Here is a 23,136-nt window from a genome sequence, read left to right as displayed (position 1 = left end):
TAAGCAATGGCACAGCTATATCAGCCGCCCAAATTGGATCTCGCAGGTACTCCCGAAGAACAAAGCCTTGCTCAGGAAGTTTTTGCGCTGATGCGAATGCAAGGTGTGACTATGTCCGCCCGCGCCAATATCCGCCAGTCTCTTGAGAATCTGGCTCAATTTTTTGCCGATGAAAAATATAAGGGGCTTGACAACATTGATGCGCTAGCGCCCATTATTGACAAAGCTCTATCCGCTAACCCTGGCGTTTTCTTACGAGAAGAAAACGAAGAAGGGCAAATTACATTCAAAACCACTAAATTAGGGATTGCTCCTACTCCCGGGCCGGTTGTATATGACCATCACAGCTTTAAAACTCGCCTTTTTGAAGGAGCCAAAGCGGTAGTGCCTATGTCTGATGAAGAATTACATGCTAAAGCGGTTGATGTACCCGCCCGCCAAGAAACGACTTCTACATTTGCGCTGCCTTTACCGTTTGCGGCAGAACCAAAAACAGCCAATGCCGAGCAGAAAATTGCAGCAAAAGAGCCTGTTGTAGCCGCGCCTAAACCGATTGAAGCCAAGCCTCCTGTCGTTGAGCCTGTTGTAGCCGCGCCTAAACCGATTGAAGCCAAGCCTCCTGTCGTTGAGCCTGTTGTAGCCGCACCTAAGCCGATTGAAGCCAAGCCTCCTGTCGTTGAGCCTGTTGTAGCCGCACCTAAACCGATTGAAGCCAAGCCTCCTGTCGCTGAACCTGTTGTAGCCGCGCCTAAACCGGTTGCTGCGCCAGCAGGACCTGTTATTGTGACGCTGGACGAAGGCGTTGAAGTCGATTTGAGCAAATCTGCCAGTGAAATTCTGGATACATATGGTGACTATTTCTCTTCTGCTTTGGCTACCAGCTTGAATCAGGATTTGCGCTTTATCAACTTTGCCAATGATTGGTTCCTCGAAGATCAAACCGAAAGGTTGACCAAAGGGGATTTCCGCCGCATTCGCGATTATATGAATGAAGTTGGCGGGCCTGTTACCGACACCGCTATATTGACGGATGTCTTTAACAAACGCAATAATGATCAGGATTACGAAGCGAAACGCTTCTCCTTAAACTTCCGCCTTTCTCGCGAAAAGAAAGATTTCGAGTTTGTTGGCGCGGAAGACGATCGCATTTGGACTGCACCGGGTATGAACGCCCTTGGTCCAGGCAAACGCAAGGCATCCGAAATCGGGTTAGACTATAAGTTCCTCGAAGATACAAACTTAAATGACCCGATTGTTCTAACTACCGTAAAAGGACGCAAACAATGGGAGCATACCATTACTTTTTACGAGTACGAAAATGGTTTGCTGCCCTATGACTTAAACGCCCGTAGTTTATTCCCGTCCGGTTTATTAGAAGAACAGAAGTTGGTCATTCTGCGCCTTGAAGCGCCCCAACTGGAATTTACCTACACTGCCGAGTTGCACTTTCCAAGTGGTACTCGCGGCGGGTGGATTGCCGGGTTGGAAGACTTCTATGCTAACAACCTGATACCGGGTGCAAAATTGCTGGTAACTCAGGGCATTCGCACTAATCACTTTATAATTGAGTACGAGGTTAGTAGCCAAGAACAAGAACGTCGTCTGTTGTTTTACGATGAGAGACGGCAGAAGTTCGTTTACCGAACCATTGGTTTTGAATGCCAGGTAAATGAGAACGAAATTCTTACGCCCGAACGCTTCAGCAAACTTGATAACCAGAAACGTCTCGAAGAATCAGACCGCAAGAAAACCGACTTTCTGGTGGCTAACGCCTTTGAACTTGTGGGCGTAAAGCAAGCGGATTTGCTGCGTGCATCTTTGAATGACCTGTATCCGCTGGTCAATATCGAGCGACCTTTCAGCCGGGCATATCTGCGCAACCTCCTATCCAGTGGAAATAGCGCCTTCCGAACCGACCTTACCGACCCGGAATACTTCACCTACCGTATAGGTGGCGTGAAAAAGTAAAGCCTATACTTAAAAACCCCATCTCGATTCAACGAGATGGGGTTTTTGCTTTTAAACTCTTATTCTGAAGTCTTTTTTATTGGATTCTTTTAACAATAAAAGCCAGCTTAGCGCCGGTAGGGGCAGTAAAAGTCACCTTGTCGCCAATTTTGCGACCTAATAACACCTGCCCTAGTGGTGAACCTACCGACAGTTTCATTCTCCCGCTAGAAGAATCAGACTGATTACTGGCTTCTGCCTCGGTCACAATCCAAAAAACTTCCTCATCATCAAACCCATCTTCAGTAACTACCACAGTAGAACCAAGACGTACATAGCCATCGTTTATCGGTACTTCAACTATTACACTGGATTTTAGAATAGTGCGCAATTCCTGTATTCTCCCACGCTTTATACCAAGTTCACGGCGCAGGTCGTGGTATGCAAAATTCTCGCGTAAATCTCCCTGCGATGCCGCATCTCCGACACGTGCCACCAAATCGGGTTCAATCACTTCTAGTAATTCTTTTAACTCAGCTTCAAGCGAGATTTTGGCTTCAGCCGTCAATTGGTTAATGGGGTTAGCCATTTATGCACTGCCTCCTTATTAAAATTGCCCTGCCCGTCGCATATAGCCTAACATTTTATAGATAAGTTTTGCACTATAAAAATCGGCTCTTTCCTGACCTTCGCGGGGCATTAATTCCATAATATCAAACCCTACAATTTTGAAATTTTCACATACTTCTTTGAAAATTGCGAAAAACTCGCGCCAGCGTAAACCTCCCGGTTCGGGTGTACCAACCGAGGGCATTTCGGCAGGGTCAAACGCATCCAAATCGACAGTTACGTAAACATGCTTGCCCCATTTCAACAGGTCAGCTACCTCAAATTTGCGCTCGGCACGCTGGTAATCAAACAGCACCTCGACTTTGGAGTTAGAGCGTACAAATTCCACTTCCTCACGGCATACGCTCCGCACCCCGATAACGTAAAGCGGCACATCCATATCGGAGATACGACGCATAACACATGCGTGGCTTAGCTCTCCATGATAGGTAATACGCAAGTCGCCGTGCGCGTCAAAGCTTAAAACTACTAAATCAGAGAAGCGGTTTTTAAGATCGTGAATGATGGGGATGGTAACCGAGTGCTCACCACCCAGTGTAACCGTAAACTTCCCGGCATCCATACAAGTTTTGAAGGCAGAACCGATGAGGGCGAGACTCTGCTCCTGCGTTTTATCACCGAACTCAAGCTCATCCAGAGTAAATATACCCAATTCTACCGGCTCGTCATCCAATTCTTCATCATAAAGCTCAACTTGAGAACTGGCTGCTAGGATTGCGGCAGGACCTCTGGCTGTTCCCTGCATATAGCTAGTAGTTTGTTCCAGCCCTGCCGGAATAATGGCTATCCGACTCTCCTCAAAAGATTTTATATAACCTTCGCCCGGCTCAAGAAACTGTATAGCGTTCGCCTTTATTTCGATTTCCTCAAGCTGAATGTTCACAAAAGTCACTGAATTTATCTCCATCGCTGTTATTAACAGAAGAAGAGTGCTACCTTATAAAAAAAGGCAAGCGGCGTAAAATTACGGTTAAAAGTATTATAACACTCGCACCCATACTGTAAAGTTGTCGCCTAGTTAAAAAGGGTGTTAAAAATTGCCGCAATAATGCCTATTGACTTTAGTAAGGGCAAAAGTCAAACTATTTGAGTGTAAATCAACAGTAATGAGGAGACTTTACTAAATGAACCAGCTAGAGCAGCTCACTGAAACTGCTCCAATCCAATCAATTTCATTCAAAACAAAACTGCAAACTGGCAGTGGGCGACACTGGTTAGGTATCGGCATTGTAGCTATAGCAGGCGCAAGTTACGGCGTACAATCGGTGCTAGCTAAATATGCCTACGAAGGAAATGCCAACGTTGCATCGTTATTAACCATCCGTTTCATTGGCGCCGGGCTGGTAATTTGGCTGACAATCTGGCTATTGATTCGGCGTGGTGTGCGCTTGCAAGTGCGTCAACCACGTCGGAAAGCGCTGAGCTTTTTTCTATTGGGGCTAATCTGGATTACCAACGCGCTTTTTTATTATATGGGTCTAGAGTTACTGCCAGCCGGAACTGCTGCTCTATTGGTATTCGTATTTCCCGTGCTGATTGTACTCTGGTCGGTATTGTTTTTCAATGAGAAATTGAGTTGGACTAAAACTATAGCGCTTGGGTTGGCGTTATTGGGCTGTTTCCTGACGGTAGACCCTGGTACTGCTTTTATGGCGGGCGCTACCTTTAGCTGGCTTGGCGCATTATATGTGTTCGGTTCTGCCTTCAGCAATTCTTGGTACTCTGTTCTGGCGCAACACTTCGGGAAAAATACAAACGGGCTGATAATGGCAGGTTATTGCATCCCGGTTACGGCGGTGTGTTTCACCTTGTATGTAAGCGTGACCGGTACTTTTCGTTTTGATATGACAGTAGCGGGGTGGATATGCTGCATAGCAATTGGAATATTGACCGGATTTTCGGTGTTTTTACTGCTGATGGGCATCAATATAATTGGAGCAACCCGCTCTGGAATAGTTGCAACCAGTGAACCGGCGGTGGCAGTGCTATTGGGGGCGCTGCTATTGGATGAAAGTATTAATGCAGCTAAATTGTTGGGCGGCTTTTTAATAGTGCTGGCAATTCTCAGCCTAAGCCGCAAACCTGCGGAAGAATTTGCGCACGCCTGAGACAACATATAAATTTTTCTGACCCGCATCAAGTTCTAATGCGGGTCTATTTATTTGTAAAACTCACAGGAAAATAAGTCTAGCTACATAATGTATAATAAATTCGTGTATTTCTTATTTGTTCATTTCTTGTAAACTTAAGGGGAGCATAGCTGGATGTATGCAATTGTGCTTGCAGGTGGAATTGGCTCAAGACTATGGCCACGCAGCCGCGTTACAAGCCCTAAACAACTTCTCGACCTTGTTTCAGAACATACCATGCTACAGGAAACTGTGCTGCGGTTACAGGGCATAATTCCTATCGAAAATATCGTCATAGTAACAGGCGATTCGCAAGCACAAAAAGCCCGGGAGCAGCTACCAGAGCTAAATCCTGAAAACGTGCTGATTGAACCCAGCGGACGAGGTACCGCACCTGCTATCGGGTTGGGGTTAATTCATATCGAACGGCTTGCCGCTGCAAAAGGCGAGTCTGACCCTGTAATCGGCTCTTTTCACGCCGACCATGTCATCACCAAAACCGATGAATTTCGTAAAACCGTACTTGCTGCCGCTAACATGGCAGAACAAGGCTTCATAGTTACTCTCGGTATTGAACCTGATAGCCCGCATACCGGATATGGTTATATCGAACGTGGTGCGTTGTTAAGAACCATTGACGAACTGGATTGTTACAAGGTCAATCGTTTCGTTGAAAAACCAGCACGAGAGATAGCCGAACAATATCTAGCTACAGGACGCTATAGCTGGAATAGTGGGATGTTTATCTGGAAATTATCCACTATCTTGGGTGAATATAAAACCCTTCAGCCTGAACTATATGCACAGTTAAACCAGATAAAAGCTGCTTATGGCAAGGATAATTATTGGCAAGCACTTAACAAAATCTGGGATGTAATAAAGCCCGAGACAATCGATGTGGGCATCGCCGAAAAATCAGCCCATATGGCAGTTTTGCCGGTTAGCATTGGTTGGAGCGATGTTGGCGACTGGTCGGTAGTGGCAGAGTTAATCGCTCTACGCAATGCCAATGAGGATGGCAACGCCATTATAGGACACCATCTTGGCATCGAAACTACTAATTCACTGGTTTATACTGCAAACCAGCAAAAGTTAGTGGCTACTATCGGGCTTGAAGATATTATTGTGGTAGATACGCCCGATGTATTGCTGGTCTGCAAACGCCAGAACAACCAAGATGTGCGCAAGATAGTAGAAAAACTTAAGGTTCTAGGATTGGATAAATACCTCTAAATCAATATAATGTCATCTGATTTTGAGGAGATTATTCTGGCTTAAGTTGATGATTTTTTGTGTGAAATTAACACTGCCAAACCTACATGACACAGCGCTCTTACCATAGAGCTTAAGTTTGCTTCTAGTCAGTTTGGCAGTTACATTTGTTAATAAGAATGCCGCAAACGCCAAAGCAAGCTACAAAACCGCAAGGTAAGGCGCTGCGTTAATCGTCCGGAACAACAATCCGTTGTATACCAATAAACTCAAATCAATTTTCTTGTTGGGACTAGTAGTTGTCGGTTTGCTGCTCACCGCTTGTGAGGATGAAAGTCGCCCTACTCGTGCCCCACAACTCTCTCTTGTCGCTCCGACCTTTGCGCCACTTATTGATACTTTGCCAGCCCCTAGCCCGAATTCGACCCTACAAACCGGTTCTAGCTATGCGCCACCGCCTACTCCGGCAGATATAGTAAGCGGTAGCCCACTACCACGCTATCAAATTTTTATAACGCCTCCGCCCCTTGCCACTTTTGAAGCCTCTCGCAATTACGGTTATAGCGGGCGCATTTCCGCCGCAAATCTGAAGCCTGAGAACCTGACTCTAATCAATGGGGTGCCGCTGATTCCCTACATTGCCCCACCGCAAACCCGTCAACCAATCCCAACGTTATTACCCAATTATGGTATAAATGGAAAACCGCGTGTAGGGTTGCAAATCGGGCATCTGGATATAGACAAACTGCCGGATGAATGGGCGGCGCTGCGTAACCAGACAGGCGGTAGCGGGGGTGGCTATACGGAAGTGCAGATTAACTACGATATAGCCCGCCGCACCGCCGCATTGCTCATCTCAAGAGGCGTGACGGTGGATTTGTTACCCGCTACTGTCCCGCCCGCATATACTGCCGATGCCTTTGTAGCCATTCATTGTGACGCGGTAACTAATAGCAGTCCAAGCGGGTTTAAATTGGCGCACTATTGGAACAGCGCTATCCCCAAAACTGACGATACACTGGTAAATTCGATCTACAGCCAATACGAAGCCGCAACATTAATGAAGCGTGACGGTAGTATTACCGATGGCATGACCGAGTATTATTCCTTCAATTCAGCGTATCGCTATTATGCCATCAGTAAAGTAACGCCCGGTGCAATAATCGAATTAGGCTTTCTTACCAATCCAAACGATTCGCAAATACTGGTTAACCGTGCCGATGATGTGGCGCGAGGGCTTGCCAACGGTATTATCGTATTCCTTAACCAGCGACCACCTTTCGAGCAACGCGAAAAACCTATAGGGTTGGCAGCCGCTATTGAAGCACGCCTTGACCGCACCCCTGTTTTTAGCACAGCCGATAACGGTACCGTGATCGCTTATGTCTCGCAACAACAGATTTTTACCAATTACACGGAAAATAATAGCTCTTATGGAATTTGGTTGCCGATTCTTGAGCAAGGCGGTTTCATTAAAAAGAGCGATGCCACAGTAGTAAGTATCCCGCGCTAAGCAAACAGCTTTGTAAAGCCCTCGCTTAATTCAAGTATTGTTTCGCGATATTCAATTCTATCAAGCCAATTTTGGGGGAAAGCCTTTGCCCCTAAATATGCACCCGCAAACGCTCCGGTCAGACAAGCGATTGAGTCTGAATCACCGGAAGTAATAGCGGCGCGCCGGATAGCCGAAACTGCGTCATCCGGGTAGAGCAGAAAACATAATAAAGCAGTGGCGAGAGCTTCCTCAGCTATCCAGCCTGCGCCTGTTTGCTGGCAAGGGTCGGTCTTATAATCCTGTCTCAGGAGCGCCTTTTCAAGCCTGCTAAGTACTCCCAAACAATCATCCCAGCCCTTCGCAATATAGTTCTGTGGATTGCTAAATGTACTACGATCCCAAAGTGAACCCAACCAGTCAGTATGATAAACCAGACGTTGCGAGTGAGAATATTCTTTTAGCCAGCTTACCAATTCAGCAGGTTTTCCACCTTCCAAAAGGTAAGTTATGGTAGCGGCAGTGAGGTCAGAAGCAGCCAACCCGGTAGGGTGTCCATGCGTTAGAGCCGCCTGAAACTGAGCAATAGCCGCACGGCTGCTAGAATCAATCCCAAACTTGCCAGCAGGCATCCAACCAACCGGAGCTACCCGCATATTCGCCCCACAACCTTTTGAATGAGCTACCGTCGCTTGCTGCCAGATCAGCCCCTTTTTAAGATTCTGGCAAGCATCCAAGCATGTAAGACCGGGGGCGCGGTTATTTTCGGGATCGAGCAACCATTTCACAAATTCGTGTCGCAAAGTCATTTCGAGTCCCGCTGGAGAAAACGGTCTCGGAGCATTTAATAGCGCCCTTGCCACCGCGAGAGTCATCTGCGTATCATCGGTTACACGCGAAGGTGAGCCTTCCAAGTCATGTGGACCATCAGGGGGATATTTCAGATAGATTTGTTCGACACTTGAAATAAACTCGGTTCTTGCTGCAAAAGCATCCCCAATTGCCAACCCAAAGAAGCAACCTGAAACTCTGTCCGCAATCTCCATGATTCCCTCTCTTTGCAGCTTTTATATGCCGATATAGCGGGAATATAGCGTCTTAGCCATATTCTCATCGTCAGTGCCTTTGATAATCGCGCGCGCATCGGGGAAAACTGTGAACTCGTAGCTGTTCAGTTTAAACCTTAACAGGTATTCGTTCTGAGCTACTTCCGCCGCACCAGCAACCTGCAAACGCATCGCTAATTCTTCTAAGTTGATTTGTGCCGCAGGGCGCACCGAAATCTGAACAGCATTTCGCCCGCATAGACTGGCAGCGTGACTTCCACGCGCCCCTTCCGATTCAAGATATTCGAATTTACGCTTGCCGCAACATGGACAATCGGGCAGGGGCGTTTCTATCGGAAGTTTCTCAAAGCTGTTCTGCCACAAATCCACCGAGAGCAACCCGCGATTGAGCGTTCCTTTACCCACCAGCAATTTGATTGCCTCACCCGCCGCTATAGAAGAAATTACCCCTACAATGCTGCCGATAATACCCGCCGTATCGCAGGTAGGCGTAGTGCCCGGTGGGGGCGGGTCGGGGAACAGGCAACGCAAGCAAGGGGTCTGTCCGGGTACAATAGTAGAAGTTATGCCGTAAGCCGCAATAACTCCGCTATAAACCCACGCTTTGCCCAGCTTTACACAGGCATCGTTTATCAGATAGCGTGTCTCAAAATTGTCGGTGCCGTCCAGCACCACATCAACACCCTTAACCAGTTCAAGCGCATTATCATAATTGAAGTCTTCAACCAACGCCTCAATCGAAATTTCGCTATTTATCAAGCGTAGCTTAGCAGTAGCCGCCGCCGCTTTAGGTAAAGCGTGCTTTAAATCTTCCTCATCAAAAAGGGTCTGGCGTTGCAAATTATTCAGTTCAATAAAATCACGGTCTATGATGGTCAAATGACCCACTCCGGCACGGGCAAGGTGGTTGGCGAGGCTTGTACCCAACGCGCCACAACCTACAATTAGAACGCGAGATTGTAGTAATTTTTTCTGTCCTTCCAGACCGATTCCGGGATACAAAGTTTGACGAGCATAGCGGGCAAGCTCGTTTTTATTTTCATTAATGTTCATATATAGTTCCGTTTTGAATTTTTTTATTGAGAAAAGGGCGGGAGACTAAAATCGCGACCCTCAATATAAATACGCTCTTCCACCACTAGGGTACGTGCCATTTTATCGTGCCAACTCTGGCGGCGCGAATCCACAAATATGGATACAAAGCCCAACATAAACCCGGCAATGCTGAGCGGGTAACCCAAACATTGGCGAATAAAAGCCAGTAACCAACCGGGCTTTTTCGCATCGTAGCGCACCACTCGAATGCCTAGCGCCATCTTACCGAGGGTTTGCCCGGCAAGCGCAGTCATCGTCAAGAAATAGCCGAAAAAGCAAAGTGTTGAAATTAGCGAAGCCCACCAAGAAATTCCCTGGCTGAAGGGCAAGATATAACTCAAGTTATTATCGGCAGCAATAATTACAAGCCAACCCGGTAAAGAGCCAAGCACCCAATCCAAAATTCCGGCTAGCAAACGTTTCCCATGATTCGCCCTTTTTAATAATACTAGCCTACCTTGCTCATCAACATAGCTGTACAATGCGCTCGGTTGCCCGCTTATATCATAAGTTAGTCCTGCCGCGTTATATGCCAGCGGATGATGATATAAAAAGTTCGGGCTATTTACCGGGTTATAATTGGCGGGAGGATATTGCCACGTATTGTAATAGTCGCTGTAATAAGTTGAGGGCGTTGTAGAATAATATGGGGGTGGCGTATTTGCAGCGACCGATGAAACAGGTGCAGGCGGAACCTGTACCGATTCGGTGACGAGTTCTAGAGCCTTACCACACCCATAACAGAAATTTGCTTCCTTAAGATTTAGTTTTCCACAATTATTACAGTACATTACCGCCTAGAAATTTAAATCTTTGACTAACTCAGCCCGATGTACCACTATCGTCCCTGCCAAGCGATCATGCCAACCCTGTCGCCGGGGTGCCCATGCTACCGAACCAAAACCAATCATTACCATTACAGTCAGAATAAAACCCAGTATATTTACCAGCCCAATATCAACCGCACTCAATATTTGCGAGATAATCCAGCTATAGCCAAAAAGGTTTCTAACCAGCGCGGTAGATAAATCCGGTTTGCTACCGTCCAGCTTCATAACCTTTAAACCCATCAAGCGGTGTCCTACTGTTTGTCCGAAGCGTGCCGTCATAAAAACACAATATAACAGGTAGATGGTACCGTTCAGCAGAATTAACCAGTTTGAAGCGCTTACTACATCGGGGTTTGTTGGGTCAATAGAATTTGACTCTAGTACCGAAGCAGGTAAGGTTACCCAGTACACCAGCAACGAAAGCATAAAACCCGGAATCGACATTATCATTGTATCGATAAATGCCGCAAATACGCGAATGGAAAAGCTGGCGAAAATAGCATAAACCTGCTTGCCCTCTTTGGTATAGCTATGAAACGCTTGCGGGTTTTCGTTTACCACATAAGGTACACCGTTTGGGGCTATCGGAAAACGGGGTTGCGCCATTCCACCACGCCAAGCCGAAGGAGGCATACCATAGGGAGAACGATAACCGGGAGGGTAAGGGCTTCTTTGGGACGGGGGTGGTGAATAACCTCCAGATGTAGGGTTATAGTAAGGTGGGAAGTTACCGGGCGCATTGTTAGAAGTGGGCGGTATAACAGGCGTTGCGGTGGGATATTGAACGGGCGGGGTTTCCACCTTTTCCACTTCCGGGGGTTTTGGCTTTACCAGCAACGCGCCACAGTAGTAGCAAACCTTTGACCCTTCCTTGTTTTCTTTGCCACACTTATAACAATTAGTTGAAATAGTTTCATCGCTGGAAACCTGATTCACATCTATCTCAGTCGAAGTTTGCTCTGGTGGTTTTTGGTTTACCAGCAATGCGCCACAGTAGTAGCAAACCTTTGACCCTTCCTTGTTTTCTTTGCCGCATTTAATACAAAACATCCTTGATCCGTTTCTTTTGGATTCTCTTACCGTTTGTCTGGGAATGATAATAATTCATATCTACGCCAAGCGCAAGGTAAAAACTTGGTAGAGGAGGTCAATACAGATACGGACTTTGTAGCTGACATAGTATTTTTCACTACCTTCGCCAATGCCTTGGGCGTAACTCTTACCCCAACTTCCATATTCTAAATGACCTTATCCAAAGGTTAAACCAGCAATTAGACCCTTAGACCAATGCGCCAAAAAGGAACTAGAGCTAGAATTAATTATGGGAACAGGGGTAAAACCCAAAAGTAATAGGCAGCATAGGGACTTTCAGCCTATTTTTATAGATTATGATTTACGTCATACTAATTGTAATGTTGGAGAGTTATTATTTTAGTAGATGAATTATAAAGCAACGTAGTTATCAGAAGGCAAATGTGATAGGGACTTGAAACGGGTAGCCATATGAATAGTCGCAGTCATCAAATAATCAATATCGCTTTCACCGCAACCGGAGCACTTATAACCGCAGCTTATCTGTATATTGTAGGCAGTTTCAACTACAATGCGATTGCACCGCTCTTTATTATTCTGGTAGCAGCATTGGTCGCGCGATATTTTACGCGCAAAGCGCTTGAGTTTAACCTTCACCCGGTGGTTTGGTTGCTGTTAGCGCCTCTTTTCTTTGCAGTTGCAGCCTTCGGGATATGGAGTGGTTGCGTGATAGGCGCTCAAATTTTGAATAATGCGGTGCATGCAGCACCATCGGTAGATTTTATAGAACTGATTACCGGAATTTTCACTCGTGGCGTTGCTTATGCTCAGATGGGCTTATTGACCGGGATTGCGTGGGCGTTGCCTTCTTCGCTGGCTATGTTCGCCTTTAAAGCTACGAATCACCCGGAAACTAAAAACCCGGTTGGGGTTTACCAATTCAAAAATGAAGCTCTCTCCTAAATAATATGCTTTTCTCCTCCTTCGCTATCGGCGGTCTAAACAACCGCCGATTTTTATTTTTCCCTGATAAGAAGTTATAAATAAGGATATATAAAGGGTAGTTTGCTTATTAACCGTTGCAGTTGCTAATTGATTGGAATAGAATTAACACGCAGATTTATTTTTATGGGGCTGCACGGTTTTGCATGTTGGTTTCAGGGCTTTGTTCCCACCTGCGCCGAGTAGCTTTTAGGAAGGATATTAACATAAATGCTTCAAATAAATGATCGGGTTCTACCTGACATTCAGAGCAGACCTGATAAAAGAAACATCGCCATCAATAAAGTCGGTATCAAGGATATTCGATTTCCCATTGCTGTGAAAGAGCGCGACAACGGTTTGCAACACACCGTTGGCGACATCAATATGTATGTGTCCCTCCCTAAAGAATTCAAAGGTACACATTTGAGTCGCTTTGTCGCAATTCTTAACCAGTTTGAAGGCGAAATCGAACCAGCCAATATAGAAACAATCCTCGCTACTATGCGTGAAAAGCTGACCGCAGCTGAAGCGCATTTTGAGGTAACTTTTCCTTATTTTCTGACCAAAGAAGCTCCTGTCAGCCGTATCAAAAGCTTGATGGAGTATAAATGCGGATTCTCAGCAATGCAGGGTCCCGATGGTAACACCGACCTTATCACGATGGTAGAAGTTCCGGTTACAACTTTATGTCCTTGCTCGAAAGAGATCAGCGATTATGGCGCACATAACCAGCGAAGTTTTGTGACCATTAAAATTCGCTCTAACGCATTAGTCTGGTTGGAAGACCTGATTAGTATCGCCGAACAGAGTGGTAGTTGCGAGGTTTATTCACTGATTAAGCGCGTGGACGAGAAGTACGTAACCGAGCGAGCCTATGAGAATCCAAAATTCGTTGAAGATGTGGTACGTGATTTAACTCAGGTTTTATTGGATGACCCCCGTATTGACTGGTTCACGGTGGAAAGCGATAACGACGAAAGCATTCACAATCACAATGCCTACGCCTTTATCGAAATGGACAAGCGTCCACAAGCTCAATAATTTTTCGCCCCTTCAGCCTCTTGAGGGGGCTTTTTTATTCCTCAAAGCTGTCCAGCAGTTCTTTCATCTCATGATATAGCTCTTGCCTACGGGCAAAATACATATTTGCTGCACCGCTACTACTTGGCGTAACAAAAAGAGGCTTACCCGCCACCGTATCTTGCTGCAAACCAAAGTCCGGCAATTTCTTATTGAAATAATAGCTATACAGCTTCATACCGTTAAAGCATATCAGTTTGGGGCTATAGCGTTTAACTTTTTCGTCCAACCCTTCAATCCCGGCGCGATACACCGAAGTTGGTACTTTACTCTCGTTGGCAGAGGGGATATGTAGCACAAAATTGGTCAGCCCGATACCGTATTGCGGTAACATGCCATCCTCATCCGGCTTGAGCAGGCGCGGAGTCAGCCCCGACTGATACAACAAGCGGTAAAAGTTGTTGACCGGGTTGGCGTAGTGATGCCCTTTATCCCACGATACCAGCGAGGGGTTAAAGCCCACTATTAACAGCTTTATCCCCGGTTCGAGAATGTCAGAAAGTTCTGTTCTTGATGAAGTCATAGTTTTTCAGAGTCACAAATGGAAAGTCAAAAGAAAAAGGGATGGGGATGAAAACTATCCCGCATCCCTCACATTGTCTAAAAGAATTACTCGCGTTCGACTACAACCGCAATGCCTTGACCACCACCGATGCAGAGAGTAGCAAGACCGGTGCGCTTACCCAAACGCTGTAAGCCGTAAAGCAAGGTAACCAAAATACGTGCGCCGCTCGCCCCAATCGGGTGACCCAATGCAATCGCGCCACCGCTAACGTTCACGATGTCACCGTTCAAGCCTAGTCCTTTACCAACGGCACAAGCCTGTGCAGCAAAAGCTTCGTTGGCTTCTACCAGTTCGATATCCGAAGCGGTCAGTCCGGCTTTCTCAAGGGCTTTCTTGCTGGCAGGAACGGGTCCGATGCCCATAACGCGAGGCTCAACCCCGGCGCTGGCATAACCGCGAATTGTCGCCAGTGGCTTCAAACCCAATTCCTCGGCGCGTGCGCGGCTCATTATTACCAATGCGGCAGCCCCATCATTTATGCTGCTGGCATTACCCGCCGTTACAGTACCGCCATTCGGTTGAAATGCCGGTTTCAGCTTGGTAAGACCTTCAAGAGTAGTATCGCCGCGTACACCCTCGTCAGTATCGAACTGGACGGTTTCTTTTTTAGCCTTGATTTCTACTGGCACGATTTCAGCCTTAAAATAACCTGCCGCGATAGCCGCCGCTGCCTTTTGTTGGCTGCGCAAGGCAAATTCATCCTGTTCTTGACGAGAAATGTCATATTCTTTGGCTACATTCTCGGCGGTAATACCCATGTGATAATTTTCGAATACATCCCACAGACCGTCATTGACCATTGAGTCAATGATTTCACCATTACCCATGCGATAGCCGTTACGGGCTTTAAGCAATAGGTAAGGGGCTTGGTTCATATTCTCAAAACCACCCGCTACTACTATATCGGCATCGCCCAATTGCACCGCCTGAGCCGCTAAAATAACCGCTTTCATGCCGCTACCGCAGACTTTATTAATACTCAAAGCGGGAACGGTTACGGGCAATCCGGCTTTCAGAGTAGCTTGACGAGCCGGGTTCATGCCCTGACCGGCTTGCAAAACGTTTCCCATTATTACTTCGCTAATCTGATCTGGCTTGATATCGGCGCGGCGCAACGCCTCTGAAATCGCAATAGCGCCCAATTTGCTGGCGGGAGTATCTGCCAAAGTGCCGCCAAACTTGCCAATTGGGGTGCGCACCCCGCTTACGATAACTGCATCGTTCTTGTTCTGAGCCATCTTCGCAAACTCCTTTATATGCTTGAATAGGGATACACTACTTCTTACTGTGCACTATAATAATTTTATTATAACAAACGCGGTAAAAGCTGTCATTCCTCAAGCTGTGCAAGAAGTTGATCCAGTCGAGTAATCACTGCAAAGGGCTGTATCTCAGGGGTAGGGTCTTCTTGTCTGAACTCATGCGTCAGGATAGCTCGCATGCCATATTCCTGCGGACCTTTTACATCCTCAATTAGTCTGTCACCCACAAATAGGCACTCTTCCGGCGCAACTGCCAGTCTTTCGCAAATGGCAGCATAGATACGGGGAGAAGGTTTGCGCCAGCCTACTTCACATGAAACCGCAGTCTGATCGAATTGCTCAAGCAACTTTACTTCTCGCAAGCTCTCATATACCACTTCGGTCAGGTTGCAGAAATTAGAGCATAATCCTAGCAAATAGCCCCGTTCTCGCAAGAGCTGTAGCGTGGAAAAAACGGTAGGACCGACTCGCACCAGATGCCTATATAGTAGTTTATGTTCCAACTCCAGTACCCGGTGAATAAAGCAAGTATCCACTTCAAACCCTGTCGCCGCAAAAGCAATATTGTACATTTCCAGCGCATCTTGTTCTTTTTCGATTTTATACTTCCAAACTTGCGCCATTTGGTTATGTACATGCTCTTTGATAGCAGCACGTATGGTAGGGAGTGAAGGTATAGAAGAATCGTGACAGGGATTAATCAGGGTACAATAAACTTCCTCCCAGATCGTTTCGGTATCCCCGCTGGTTATATTGCCGCTTATCAGGGTATCTCCAAGGTCTAACAACACCGCTCTAATTGTCATTTCCAGTTTCCTCCTGAGCGTTGTGGTTGGTGGCATACTTACTGCCGGGTATATGTAATCCTGTAAACCGCATTCGCCATATCATCGCTAAGCAAAAGGCTGCCGTCTGCCGCCATCATCGGCATTACCGGGCGACCCCAAGCTTGTCCATTTACCAACCACCCGGTAGCAAAATCCTCATAGCTTACCGGACGACCATCTTTAACCCTCAACCGCACCACTTTATAGCCAGTCTTTTCGTTACGATTCCATGAGCCGTGAAAGCCTACAAAGGCATCGCCCATATAATCCACCGGGAACTGTTTTCCAGTGTAAATATCTATTCCAAGTGGCGCGCTGTGTGCCTGCATTGGCAAGACAGGCTTAATGGTAGTGTTGCAAAACGCCTGATCGCGCTTACCAAAATTGCCATCCCACACGCCGTTGCTATAGCAATAGGGCCAGCCGTAATGTCCGCCATCCGTCAGAATATTTATTTCTTCGGGAGGTATATTGTCGCCGAGACTATCACGCCCATTTTCAGTTTCCCAAAGTTCGCCTGTAAACGGATTCACCACCAGACCAACCCCATTGCGTAGTCCTGTGGAAAATATACGCCCGTTAGTACCGTCATCGTTAAATTGTAGCACCGAACCGCGGCGTTGGTCAGATTCCTCGCACACGTTGCAACTGCTACCCACTGAAAGATACATCTTGCCGTCCTTGCCGAACACAATTGTGCGAGTGCGATGATTACCCCCACCCGGTATTCCGGTAACGATGGTTTCTTTTTTATCGGCGCGTTGTTGACCGGGTTGATATGCGAACCGCACCACGCGAGTCATTTCCGCCACGTATAAGTAGGTAATACCATTGCTGACATGGAATGCCAAACCATGCGGCGCATCCAACCCAACAGCGAAACTGACCCGTTCCGCCACGCCGTTGTTATCCTTTAACAACACCACCTGACCGCTACCCATTTCGCTGACAAACACTACCCCATCCGGGCTGAGGGTCATAAAGCGTACCCCTTCATCCAGCAAGGCGTAAAGTGAAGCGGAAAACCCGGCGGGTAAATTTAAGGTGTGGGAGACAGTAAAACCGCGCTTACGTAATTGCTCAGGTATTTGCAATTGCACCGACACTAAACCACCCGTGGGTGTAGCCGCAGTTGGGGCAGGACCGGAAGGATAAACATTTCCGATTGTGGGCGTAGGTTGCGCACTGGTTGCTACCTTAGAAGCGATTATTGCGGGCGTGGTTGACACCACAGTAGTTGCAGCAGTAGTAGCGGTCGTGGCGCTGGTTTGAAGCGGCGTTGTCGCAGCAGTAGTAGAAGCGCTAGTAGTGGCAAGAGTTGTGGAAGTAGTTGTGGCTGGCGTAATTGTAGTAATGGCTTCGTTGCCACAGGCTACCAGCAAATTAATGATAGCAAATAGCGCCAGAATTAATGCCATAGGCTTAAATCTATTTGAAATCACATTATACCTCTTTATTTTGAACTCTCAGGCGGAGAGTAGAGACGCTCCTTGTAAATATAGGCTTCTACCGAAGGCGGGACAAGATAACGAATCGGCTCACCTTGCTGCACATACTGGCGAATCTGGTTTGCCGCCAATTGTATCATAGCAGAATCGATTAACACCATGCGGCTTTCAATCTCAGGAAAGCGTTCTTTTAAATCATCAAGATTAAGACTATAACCGGGACGACTCACCACCGCCAAGTTAGCCAGTGCCAGCACTTTTTCCGGTTTGTACCAATTTACCAATTCGGAGGCAGCATCTGCACCGATAATAAAGTACAGTTCGGAATCGCTGATCTCAAGGCGGAGTTCTTGTAGCATATCGGCGGTATAAGAATAGCCAAGCCGTTCAGCATCCACCAGAGAAAGCTCAAAAAGTGGATTTCCTTCGATAGCCAACCGCACCATTTCAAGGCGGTGATACGCCTCCGTAACCTGCTGATTGCGTTTATGCGGTGGATTGCCCGCCGGTACAAATAAGACCTTATCTAACCCAATCCGCCAAGCGGCTTCCTGCGCTATAATCAAATGCCCGGTATGGATCGGGTCAAAAGTGCCGCCGATTATGCCGATTCGCTGCAATAATCTCTGCCTCTCTATTCAATTGAAAGTATTTCCGCTTCCGGCAAAAGTTGTCTGATTGCATATCCAGCCTGTGTACCAAATTGTGGGTCGGTGGTATAGGAAACCGGAAGCTCAACTCTAATCAGCGTCCTATCACCCCGGATTCTTTCTAGATAAAGCACTGGATCGCCCCGACTATACTCATCTACTTTTTCAAGTTTTTGAACTGCCTCTTTAACTCGCGCCGTTAAATCCTCATATGAAGTGGTAACCGGCAACATAAGCCGCAAGATTACCTGCTTTTTATCCCCATCAGACTGATTGGTGACAATTTCTGAAAAAAGAATAAAGTTAGGGATTATCAAGGGTATATCGGTAAGAGACCTCAGATGGGTGGTGCGAATATGAATGCCGGTTACACGCCCTTCTACCTCTTTTACCTTGATAATATCCCCAATCTTGAAAGGCTTTTCCAGCAATATCCAGATTCCCGCGATAATGCTTAATATTACATCGCGCAGAGCAATACCAAGACCTGCGCCGACAAAGCCCAAAAAGGTAAATATATTGTTGATCGAAGCTCCGGTCAAAAAAGTTATAGCTAAGAGGAGTGCAAGCGTAAGGAACGACATGTAGGCGATGTTGCCCAGCAACACTCCCAAATTGGGATTGCGGCTATTGCGGACGGCAAATTTCTGAAGGGCACGCCGTGAGATATGACCTAACCACAGTAGCAACAATAACCAGAAAAAAAACACAAATATTGACAGCAGGATGTCCACCAGCGAGTTGCCCGATTTTCCAGTTGTAAAATACTTTACCAGTTCATCCCAGATTTCGCCCACCGGCTTTTCCCTTTGTCACCTTGATTCTGAAGCTTTATTGAGGTAGTTGAAATAGATCAAATTCAGACGAAGCGACCCAGTTGCGATTTATACATTGTGAGTAATCCGCATTGGCAAGTGGGCAAGCAGTGGCAAAATTCACTACCAAACGGTATTTCCCATCCACATAAAAACTCTGACCCTTATAAGGACTCGCTTTCAGAAACTCGAATGATAGATTATATTCAAGACCGGGTTTAAGTTCAAGCGGCTGAGGCTTAGTTCCACAGGGACGCGCCGCAGCAATATTTATCCATGTGGAATTTTCATTGCGCTGTAAAATTGTGCCTTCGCAGGAACTAATATAAATCGTAGTTCTGCCGGTATTTAGAACAAATAGTACCACCTTTGGGGCAGGGTCTTTCTGTCGTGTATAATCCACCTGCCCTAAAAACAGTTGTAAATTTAGTATTTGTTGCGGATCGACGGTAGGTACAGGTATAGGTGTGCCGCCATTAACTGCATTGACGGCATCCTGTACATACTGGCTTTTATTACCTTGCTCCGGCGCATCGTCACAAGCGCTTAAAAGAAAAGTAACCAACAGCGCCAACGTCAATATTAGATAAATTCCGTGTTTTCGCAGACGTTCCATAAGCGCCTCCTCGAAACTGCCCAGAAGCAGCCCGCCAGGCTTTTTAACTGGTTAGTTCGCGTACAACCTCGCTTACCAGTTTTCCATCCGCCTTGCCTTTAAATTCTTTCGCAGCTAAAGGCATAACTTTCTTGAATTCTTTGCCTTCGCGCTCAATTATAGAGCTTACAAGCAGGGTTATCTCATCGCGCGTGAGTTGGCGAGGCAAATATACTTCAAAGATACGTATTTCAGCCTCTTCCTTCTCTGCCAAATCCTCGCGATTACCCTTGCGGAACTGCTCAATCGACTCGCGCCGCTGCTTAATTTCCTTAGCCACTACGCCGAGATAATCATCTTCCGTAATCGGCTTACCGTAGAGCGGGCTTTTTGAGTCGGTGTGGTCAAGCTCAAAACGCTGAATAGCCGCTTTTATCAAGCGTACTGCATCGGTACGAGCTTTGTCGCCACCCTTCATCGCAGCAACCATATCCGCTTGTAACTGTTCTTTCAAACCCATTGTTAGCATCTCTCCTTAGAAATTAAAAAATCCGGCTCACCTGAACCGGATTTCATTATACCATTTTGATTTCCCAGTCCAATGGGAAATTGGTCAGAGAACTAAGTTCCGGTTGCGGCAATTACCGCCTTGCGTCTTCCTCTACCCCGTTTGGGAGGAACTGCGGGAGCCACATCCTCTGCGTTAATAGCCACTTCTTTACCACCGATGCTAATAACCCGGTTAGGGTCAGAACGACGTGTTTCCGCATTAAGTTGGGTGTAAATCTGGGTGGTGCTGATGCTGGCATGTCCCAGTAATTCCTGTACCCGTCGCAGATTCTCACCATCTCCAAGCATATGAGCCGCAAAGCTATGACGCAAAGTATGAGGAGTAATATCTGAAATTCCGGCTTGATTGGCATAGGCTTTCAGAATTAGCCAGAAGCCCTGACGAGTCAGCCGTTTGCCACGATGATTGACAAAAACGGCAATTTCGTTATTTGCGCCGACCAGATGAGGACGTACCACATTTAGGTATTCCACAAGGCTGATGTGTTGTTCCTCAGGAATTGGAATCATGCGCGATTTATTAGATTTACCCAGACACTTAACCTTGCCGCTTACGAGATCGACATCTTCCAAATCCAATGAAACCAATTCGGTAACACGCATCCCGGTAGCATACAACAAACCAAGCATTGCTTTATCGCGCACTGCCTCAGGGGTTTGGTGCTTATCCGGCTGCTCTAACAAAAGGTGGATTTCGTTAACCGAAATAGCTTTTGGCAGGTATTTGTTAACCTTAGGCGAATCAAGGTTTTCGGTTGCATCAAAATCAACCAACCCATGATCTGCCAGATAGTGAAAGAAGGACTTGATAGCTGCTATCTTGCGCGCTACGGTAGAAGTAGCATAGGCGCGTTCCTTAAGAAACAGTATGTAATCTACAATATCCTCTTTACCGATTTCATGCCAGTCGGTAAGAGCTTTGTTTCTTTCGGATATTCCTATTTTACTTCCCTGAACCCCACCCGCGACAACTTTGTCCTCAGCATCAATTTCTTCTAGTTCCGAGCCATAATCGCTATCATAGTGCCGACCATTAATTAACTTAACTGGTTCAGCCACATGAACATAATGCCCGTTAGTCCCATTGGTTCCGTTGGAAGGCTCAGCGGTACGCCGCTTCCGCGCATTTGAGCGCTTTGCGCTGCTCCCATTGGATTCAAAAGGGTAATCAAGCTGGCTCACGTTATCGGCAATTAACTCGTTGATTTCATTCTGAAGAAATTGCCGGAACTGGGTCAAATCGTTACTGTATGCCGCTAAAGTGTTGTCAGAAAAGTCCTTCTCGTCCGTAAGAGACTTAAGGAATTCGTCAATCCTTTTCTGCATCATATACACCCTCTTTTAACGCAAGGCTTTTAATTGATGTTATTTTAGCACATTATGTAAAACGAGAAAAGGGGTTTAAGGGTATTTTTATAACGAATTTTATGTCAATTTTATTACGCTTTGAATGTATATACATTCAGTTGTGCGTCATGATGAGTTTGTTTTGATTCTAATTTAGCCTGAATCAGCATGCCGATTGATTCATGAATCGATTCAGTGAATCAATGGCTGAATCATTTCAACCCTCTTGCGACGCCCCTGTGATACAATTTCAGGGTAAGTAGAAAGGTTGCAAGGTAAGCCTATGAATGACCAGTTAGACGGGGCAATGCGCCTCTATTACCATGAAACCGCCGCCGGATATGATGACTATTGGACGAGGCATGGCAAATTTTACGAACCTTCTTCCAATGCCGTTTTTCTGGCGCAAGTCCACGAACTCGGCAGAGAAGTAACTCATTTCGCCGCCAGTTTGCCGCATACTAGTGGGGTGCGCGCACTTGACCTTGCCTGCGGCACGGGTTGGTGGACTTCGCAACTCGCCCGTACTTTACCTTCCGACGCGCATATCGTAGCTTTAGATTGGTCGAGTGCGATGCTAGAAATGGCACATGCCCGGCTTTTGGAATTGGAGTTGGTTGAAGCGGTTAGCCTGATACGGGGAGATGCCTACCATCTTCCCTTTGCCGACCATAGCTTTGATGGCGTTTTGCTGAGCTTTTGGCTTGGGCATGTTCCAGCCGAAAGAGCGGCAGGATTTATGCAAAAGGTTAAAAGAGTCTTGCGACCGGGTGGGCATATTCTTGTGCTGGAATCCGCGCCGTTTCCCGACCGACCGGATGAAGAGATTCAGCAACGAGAATTCAAGGATGGGCGGGTTAGAGGAGTGCTAAAAATTCGCTACAGCCCTGAGCGATTAAAATTGCTGTTAGAAGAAGTAGCGGGCGTAGGTAAAGCCAGTGCGCGCCTGACCACCCGTAAGCTATTTGTGATAGGCTGGGCGCAAGTATAGCTAATTGAATTTGAGCTTATCAGAATATTGTAAATCGCTTCAAGAGTTGCTAAGATACCTCTAAATTCCTAGTTATTTTTCTTCTAAGTACAGAGAGCAGGGTATTAAATGGACGAGAAACATATCATTGAGGTACTCAAGCAAGTGTCTTTGTTTTCCGGCATGGACAAACACCATCTTGGTCTCATCTCAAAAATCATTACGGTGCGCCAGTTTGAAGCGGGTGATACGATTGTAAAGCAGGGCGATGATGGAATCGGGTTTTACATTGTGGCTTCCGGGCTGGTCGAAATTCAAAAAGTGATAGACGGAACACCGAAAAAAGTAGCCGAAATTGGAGAAGGTGAATTTTTCGGAGAACTGGCGCTATTCGAGGAAACCCCTCGCTCTGCCACTGTAATTGCCGCAGAACCAAGCACCTGTTATGTAATTACTCGCTGGCATTTCAACGGCGCAATTGAAAGCAATCCCACTATTGCAGTGCATATGCTCCCGGTTATAGCCAAGCGTTATACCAAAGCTGCCCACGAAGTTTAGAATGCGGCTCAAATAAAAAGAGGGGCTTACA

The 23,136-nt window shown here is 46.6% G+C and carries 23 protein-coding genes; 8 read left to right on the top strand and 15 right to left on the bottom strand.

Annotated features, from left to right (window positions below; genetic code table 11):
- Window positions 1-6: 6 nt before the first annotated feature.
- Window positions 7-1,968 carry a hypothetical protein gene (locus tag OZ401_RS01520; RefSeq protein WP_341468950.1) on the top strand — a complete coding sequence of 654 codons (1,962 nt, stop codon included), beginning with the start codon at window positions 7-9 and terminating at the stop codon, window positions 1,966-1,968.
- 76 nt (window positions 1,969-2,044) lie between these two features.
- Here the strand turns inward: OZ401_RS01520 and OZ401_RS01515 are convergent, their stop codons facing one another.
- Both OZ401_RS01515 and speB read right to left on the bottom strand, forming a co-directional pair.
- Window positions 2,045-2,536 carry a GreA/GreB family elongation factor gene (locus OZ401_RS01515; RefSeq protein ID WP_341468949.1) on the bottom strand — a complete coding sequence of 164 codons (492 nt, stop codon included), beginning with the start codon at window positions 2,534-2,536 and terminating at the stop codon, window positions 2,045-2,047.
- 18 nt (window positions 2,537-2,554) lie between these two features.
- Entirely contained in the window at window positions 2,555-3,469 is a 915-nt protein-coding gene (speB, locus tag OZ401_RS01510; protein WP_341468948.1) for an agmatinase, read from the bottom strand.
- A gap of 232 nt (window positions 3,470-3,701) precedes the next feature.
- Here speB and OZ401_RS01505 point away from each other — a divergent pair, with 232 nt between their 5' ends.
- The 3 genes from OZ401_RS01505 (at window position 3,702) to OZ401_RS01495 (ending at window position 7,431) form a co-directional block, all read left to right on the top strand.
- On the top strand, window positions 3,702-4,685 hold the full coding sequence (locus OZ401_RS01505; RefSeq protein ID WP_341468947.1) for a DMT family transporter: 984 nt from the start codon (window positions 3,702-3,704) through the stop codon (window positions 4,683-4,685).
- Between the two features lie 156 nt (window positions 4,686-4,841).
- The gene (locus tag OZ401_RS01500; RefSeq protein ID WP_341468946.1) at window positions 4,842-5,939 is read left to right on the top strand and encodes a mannose-1-phosphate guanylyltransferase; all 1,098 of its coding nucleotides are present in this window, start codon (window positions 4,842-4,844) and stop codon (window positions 5,937-5,939) included.
- 232 nt (window positions 5,940-6,171) lie between these two features.
- The gene (locus OZ401_RS01495) at window positions 6,172-7,431 is read left to right on the top strand and encodes an N-acetylmuramoyl-L-alanine amidase family protein (RefSeq protein WP_341468945.1); all 1,260 of its coding nucleotides are present in this window, start codon (window positions 6,172-6,174) and stop codon (window positions 7,429-7,431) included.
- Here OZ401_RS01495 and OZ401_RS01490 read toward each other — a convergent pair.
- From OZ401_RS01490 to OZ401_RS01475, 4 genes are read right to left on the bottom strand one after another with little or no spacing between them, the layout of a single operon-like run.
- Window positions 7,428-8,456 carry an ADP-ribosylglycohydrolase family protein gene (locus OZ401_RS01490; RefSeq protein ID WP_341468944.1) on the bottom strand — a complete coding sequence of 343 codons (1,029 nt, stop codon included), beginning with the start codon at window positions 8,454-8,456 and terminating at the stop codon, window positions 7,428-7,430. The genes OZ401_RS01495 and OZ401_RS01490 overlap by 4 nt on opposite strands.
- Window positions 8,457-8,477: 21 nt before the next feature.
- Window positions 8,478-9,530 (bottom strand): ThiF family adenylyltransferase, encoded by a 1,053-nt coding sequence (locus OZ401_RS01485; RefSeq protein ID WP_341468943.1) that lies wholly within the window; start codon window positions 9,528-9,530, stop codon window positions 8,478-8,480.
- 23 nt (window positions 9,531-9,553) lie between these two features.
- A complete protein-coding gene (locus OZ401_RS01480; protein WP_341468942.1) occupies window positions 9,554-10,363 on the bottom strand; it encodes an RDD family protein in 810 nt (269 codons plus the stop codon).
- Between the two features lie 6 nt (window positions 10,364-10,369).
- On the bottom strand, window positions 10,370-11,452 hold the full coding sequence (locus OZ401_RS01475) for an RDD family protein (protein ID WP_341468941.1): 1,083 nt from the start codon (window positions 11,450-11,452) through the stop codon (window positions 10,370-10,372).
- 453 nt (window positions 11,453-11,905) lie between these two features.
- Here OZ401_RS01475 and OZ401_RS01470 point away from each other — a divergent pair, with 453 nt between their 5' ends.
- Together OZ401_RS01470 and folE2 are read left to right on the top strand one after the other, a co-directional pair.
- Window positions 11,906-12,397: a hypothetical protein gene (locus OZ401_RS01470; RefSeq protein ID WP_341468940.1), complete on the top strand. Its 492-nt coding sequence runs from the start codon at window positions 11,906-11,908 to the stop codon at window positions 12,395-12,397.
- 249 nt (window positions 12,398-12,646) lie between these two features.
- On the top strand, window positions 12,647-13,459 hold the full coding sequence (gene folE2, locus OZ401_RS01465) for a GTP cyclohydrolase FolE2 (protein ID WP_341468939.1): 813 nt from the start codon (window positions 12,647-12,649) through the stop codon (window positions 13,457-13,459).
- Window positions 13,460-13,493: 34 nt separating this feature from the next.
- On the opposite strand, the gene OZ401_RS01460 is transcribed toward folE2, so the two are convergent.
- The 9 genes from OZ401_RS01460 to OZ401_RS01420 form a co-directional block, all read right to left on the bottom strand.
- Window positions 13,494-14,021 carry a mismatch-specific DNA-glycosylase gene (locus tag OZ401_RS01460; protein ID WP_341468938.1) on the bottom strand — a complete coding sequence of 176 codons (528 nt, stop codon included), beginning with the start codon at window positions 14,019-14,021 and terminating at the stop codon, window positions 13,494-13,496.
- An 86-nt stretch (window positions 14,022-14,107) separates the two neighbouring features.
- Complete coding sequence (locus OZ401_RS01455) at window positions 14,108-15,301, bottom strand: acetyl-CoA C-acetyltransferase (protein WP_341468937.1); 1,194 nt, start codon at window positions 15,299-15,301, stop codon at window positions 14,108-14,110.
- A gap of 92 nt (window positions 15,302-15,393) precedes the next feature.
- A complete protein-coding gene (locus tag OZ401_RS01450) occupies window positions 15,394-16,131 on the bottom strand; it encodes an HAD family hydrolase (RefSeq protein ID WP_341468936.1) in 738 nt (245 codons plus the stop codon).
- A gap of 38 nt (window positions 16,132-16,169) precedes the next feature.
- Window positions 16,170-17,594, bottom strand: coding sequence for a PQQ-dependent sugar dehydrogenase (locus OZ401_RS01445; RefSeq protein WP_341468935.1), 1,425 nt, complete (start codon window positions 17,592-17,594; stop codon window positions 16,170-16,172).
- 11 nt (window positions 17,595-17,605) lie between these two features.
- Complete coding sequence (gene nadD / locus OZ401_RS01440) at window positions 17,606-18,220, bottom strand: nicotinate-nucleotide adenylyltransferase (protein ID WP_341468934.1); 615 nt, start codon at window positions 18,218-18,220, stop codon at window positions 17,606-17,608.
- Between the two features lie 14 nt (window positions 18,221-18,234).
- On the bottom strand, window positions 18,235-19,047 hold the full coding sequence (locus tag OZ401_RS01435; protein ID WP_341468933.1) for a mechanosensitive ion channel family protein: 813 nt from the start codon (window positions 19,045-19,047) through the stop codon (window positions 18,235-18,237).
- A gap of 34 nt (window positions 19,048-19,081) precedes the next feature.
- Window positions 19,082-19,681 (bottom strand): hypothetical protein, encoded by a 600-nt coding sequence (locus OZ401_RS01430; protein ID WP_341468932.1) that lies wholly within the window; start codon window positions 19,679-19,681, stop codon window positions 19,082-19,084.
- 43 nt (window positions 19,682-19,724) lie between these two features.
- Window positions 19,725-20,180 carry a GatB/YqeY domain-containing protein gene (locus tag OZ401_RS01425; protein ID WP_341468931.1) on the bottom strand — a complete coding sequence of 152 codons (456 nt, stop codon included), beginning with the start codon at window positions 20,178-20,180 and terminating at the stop codon, window positions 19,725-19,727.
- A gap of 101 nt (window positions 20,181-20,281) precedes the next feature.
- Window positions 20,282-21,559, bottom strand: a complete 1,278-nt coding sequence (locus OZ401_RS01420; protein ID WP_341468930.1) for a tyrosine-type recombinase/integrase — start codon at window positions 21,557-21,559, stop codon at window positions 20,282-20,284.
- 301 nt (window positions 21,560-21,860) lie between these two features.
- Between OZ401_RS01420 and OZ401_RS01415 the strand changes: the two genes are divergently transcribed.
- Both OZ401_RS01415 and OZ401_RS01410 read left to right on the top strand, forming a co-directional pair.
- Entirely contained in the window at window positions 21,861-22,568 is a 708-nt protein-coding gene (locus OZ401_RS01415; protein ID WP_341468929.1) for a class I SAM-dependent methyltransferase, read from the top strand.
- A gap of 108 nt (window positions 22,569-22,676) precedes the next feature.
- Window positions 22,677-23,105, top strand: coding sequence for a cyclic nucleotide-binding domain-containing protein (locus tag OZ401_RS01410; protein WP_341468928.1), 429 nt, complete (start codon window positions 22,677-22,679; stop codon window positions 23,103-23,105).
- The last annotated feature ends 31 nt before the right edge of the window (window positions 23,106-23,136 follow it).

The sequence above is a fragment of the Candidatus Chlorohelix allophototropha genome, from assembly GCF_030389965.1.
Classification (GTDB): Bacteria; Chloroflexota; Chloroflexia; order Chloroheliales; family Chloroheliaceae; genus Chlorohelix; species Chlorohelix allophototropha.
The sequence above is the reverse complement of the archived record's forward strand: the minus strand, read 5'-3'. Positions and strand labels throughout refer to the sequence as shown.